This is a genomic window from Vibrio sp. D417a (assembly GCF_030248595.1).
GTDB lineage: Bacteria > Pseudomonadota > Gammaproteobacteria > Enterobacterales > Vibrionaceae > Vibrio > Vibrio alginolyticus.
On record NZ_JAHGAM010000047.1, the window covers coordinates 1 to 2,783 of the forward strand.

Consider the following 2,783-nt stretch of genomic DNA (forward strand, 5'->3'; position numbering starts at 1 on the left):
CGAGCAACACATTCAGAAAAAGTTAACGCGCCTATCACCTGACCCAGGTAAGAAAAAATTAACCACGGGCAGGTGATAGGCTGTCAATGTTTAACTGTTTTGCTTTCTGGGTTTAATGAAGACATGTAAACTAACAAACTGTTTAAGAGTGATTCGCAACGCGTGGCATTTTTACTATGCGTTGTGTTTAGTGTTTAAGGTGGTATGCGGGAACTTCGGTATTGCGTTACTCACACCTTAACAGGGCGTTAGCATACTTTGATAGGAGTTCAGATGGCTACGATAGTCGAACAAATTGTTAATCGTGAAATTGACTCGGTCATCGTGTACGAATCTGACCAAGTTATAGCTTTTGCAGATCATGATCCAATCAACTTTGGGCATATTTTAATTTGTCCTAAGACTCAATACCGTACATTCATTGACCTGCCTGAGTCTGTGTTTTTTGAGATCACCGACGTTGCAAGAGATTTATATAAACGTATAGAAGCTAAGTTCAATCCCGATGGTATCGGCTTTATGCAAAACAATGGAGAGGCACCTTATTTCAACGAGCTCGATCACTACCATTTGCATATTTTCCCTAGGTTTCATGGAGACCAGTACGGTTGGGTTAGTAGTGAACTTGGAATTCAAACTATGGATAAACTAAGAGAATCACTTAAAGGTCTATGAGCATTGAAAAAGTATGCTAACAAATTGTTCAAGAGTGATTCGGCACGCGTGGCATTTTTACTATGCGTTGGTTTTGGTGGTTAAGGTGTTATGCGGAAGCATCGGTATTGCGTTGCTCACCCCTTAGCAGGGCGTTAGCTTAACATTTAAGTTCATGAACAAGGTAGTCAGGCAATTATGCTATTTATAAATTGCAATGTTGTGTGAAACTAAACAAAAAAGTAGTAAGCATATTTGTGCTCAAGTTCCAATAAGTGTATTAAGCATTATCAAAATCTATATTGGAGGCTTTATGAGAGTGCACAAATCAAAAATTGCCGCAGATCCAGTTAAGTACTACACGCATTTGATTGGTATGGAAAAGTACGAAGCTCGTATGAGACAGGAGCCTAATGCAATTACAATTATTACAGGAATTGTACTTTATAGAGAGTTACCTAAGAACAAACAGTCCGAAGTTTTGAAGCTAATATTGGCTTTGAACGATGGCCAGTTGAAAGCTTCACTATATGGTTTAGTTTCTCAAGTGGTTGCAAATCCATACTGGTTCTCATGGTCACTTTCTGATCGGGAGCTCAGAGAATTTTTTGATACCAATAAGGATGTGACTAATATATTGAAAGGTCTTGGCATAGACTTCTCGCTCCCTCTCACAGCAGCAGGTATATCAGCATTTTTGCTTTCATCAGCGCAACAAGGGGTAAAAAGTGCTTCCAAAGAGGTTGCGACTCAGTTGAAAAAGCAAGTTACAAGCTCACCAGTTGCGCAGATTGCAAATAGACTGGGAGTGACCAAACAAGTTGCAGGCAAAGCATCGGCAATCTTGGTCGTAATGGTCAGTGTAATTGCTTATCAAACACACTTAAATGCAAAAGATGCGCGGAAGGAGCTTCTTCGCAGAGGTCTACTTCAACCGGAAGATTTGTAATGCTAGTTTTAATACTAATAGTGATATTGTCATTGGCAACAATTCATTTCTCGCATGTGCTATTGATGCAGTATATGTTCTCTGAAGAAAAGTTATCGCCGAGTACTACTTTTCTTCGTCCATTATCTTTGTGTGTTATGGCTGCATGTGCCCAGTACTATATTCTTTCAATGATAACAGGCTACAATTTACCCGAGGTTGCGGGATTGGCTCTCGTGGCTACGAATGCATTCTTCTTCGTTGGTTTTTATTTTGCGTACAAAGCAAGAGTAAAAAGCCTAGAAAGTAAAAAGCACTCCTGAGTCTATATTAAGCTAACAAAGCATTTAAGAGTGATTCCCAACGCATGGCATTTTCATTCCATCGTTGGGTTTTGTGTTTACGGTGGTAAGGTTTAGTTTCGTGGTAGCGTTGCTCACACCTTAATGCGGCGTTAACTGCCAAAAGGTAAGCAGTGAGAAATATGAACAAAAATGTAATCATTGGCTGTGCTATTGTTGGGACTATTTCTTTAGCCGTAATGTACAGCGCACCGATATCAGATATCTGGAAGGGAATAACAGCACTTCCATTTGCAGGTGCTTTGTGCGGTGTCTTAATACAATTGATTAGAGATGACGCTGCTCATCAACGTAGAAAAGAGCTTATGCTACAAGAGCAGCAATATTCCTTGTCTGCGTCTTCGCACATGGCAAATACTGTTTTCGATAAACAAGTCGAGTTTTCTCAGTTATATGTAGAGAATGTACTGGACGCATTTGAAAGTCTTCGCCAACAACCTGAATGGGAAGAAGCACACGATTATGCTCGCACATTAACGATGCTCAGATTGAAGTATATGTGTTGGTTAACCGCAGAGGTTGATCAAAACTTAGGTGAGTTTGAGCAAAAATTGCGAACCCTCGGCGCCAATAGTGCATATATCAAAATGCCAAAAGGTGAAGGTACGCAACAAGCACACAGAGATGCTGCTGCAAGGGAGATGCTGGAAATATTTAGCGCTTTTGCTTATGTCTTAGATAAAAGCACAGGGCACCAAGAGGTTACTCTTGCATCGTTATCTCAAAAAATGCGTTCAATGCTTGGGGTAGAAGAACTAGCACATCATAAAAAGCGAATCATTGGACCACAAACGAATTTTGGCAGTTAACAAATTGTTTAAGAGTGATTCGCAACGCTT

The 2,783-nt window shown here is 40.2% G+C and carries 3 protein-coding genes; all 3 read left to right on the forward strand.

Annotated features, from left to right (window positions below):
- Window positions 1-273: 273 nt before the first annotated feature.
- The 3 genes from KI742_RS22930 to KI742_RS22945 all read left to right on the forward strand — a co-directional run bounded on the left by KI742_RS22930 (window position 274) and on the right by KI742_RS22945 (window position 2,753).
- Window positions 274-675 carry an HIT family protein gene (locus KI742_RS22930; RefSeq protein ID WP_054574722.1) on the forward strand — a complete coding sequence of 134 codons (402 nt, stop codon included), beginning with the start codon at window positions 274-276 and terminating at the stop codon, window positions 673-675.
- A 292-nt stretch (window positions 676-967) separates the two neighbouring features.
- Entirely contained in the window at window positions 968-1,603 is a 636-nt protein-coding gene (locus KI742_RS22940; protein WP_151514891.1) for a hypothetical protein, read from the forward strand.
- 463 nt (window positions 1,604-2,066) lie between these two features.
- Window positions 2,067-2,753: a hypothetical protein gene (locus KI742_RS22945; RefSeq protein WP_285385933.1), complete on the forward strand. Its 687-nt coding sequence runs from the start codon at window positions 2,067-2,069 to the stop codon at window positions 2,751-2,753.
- Window positions 2,754-2,783: the final 30 nt, after the last annotated feature.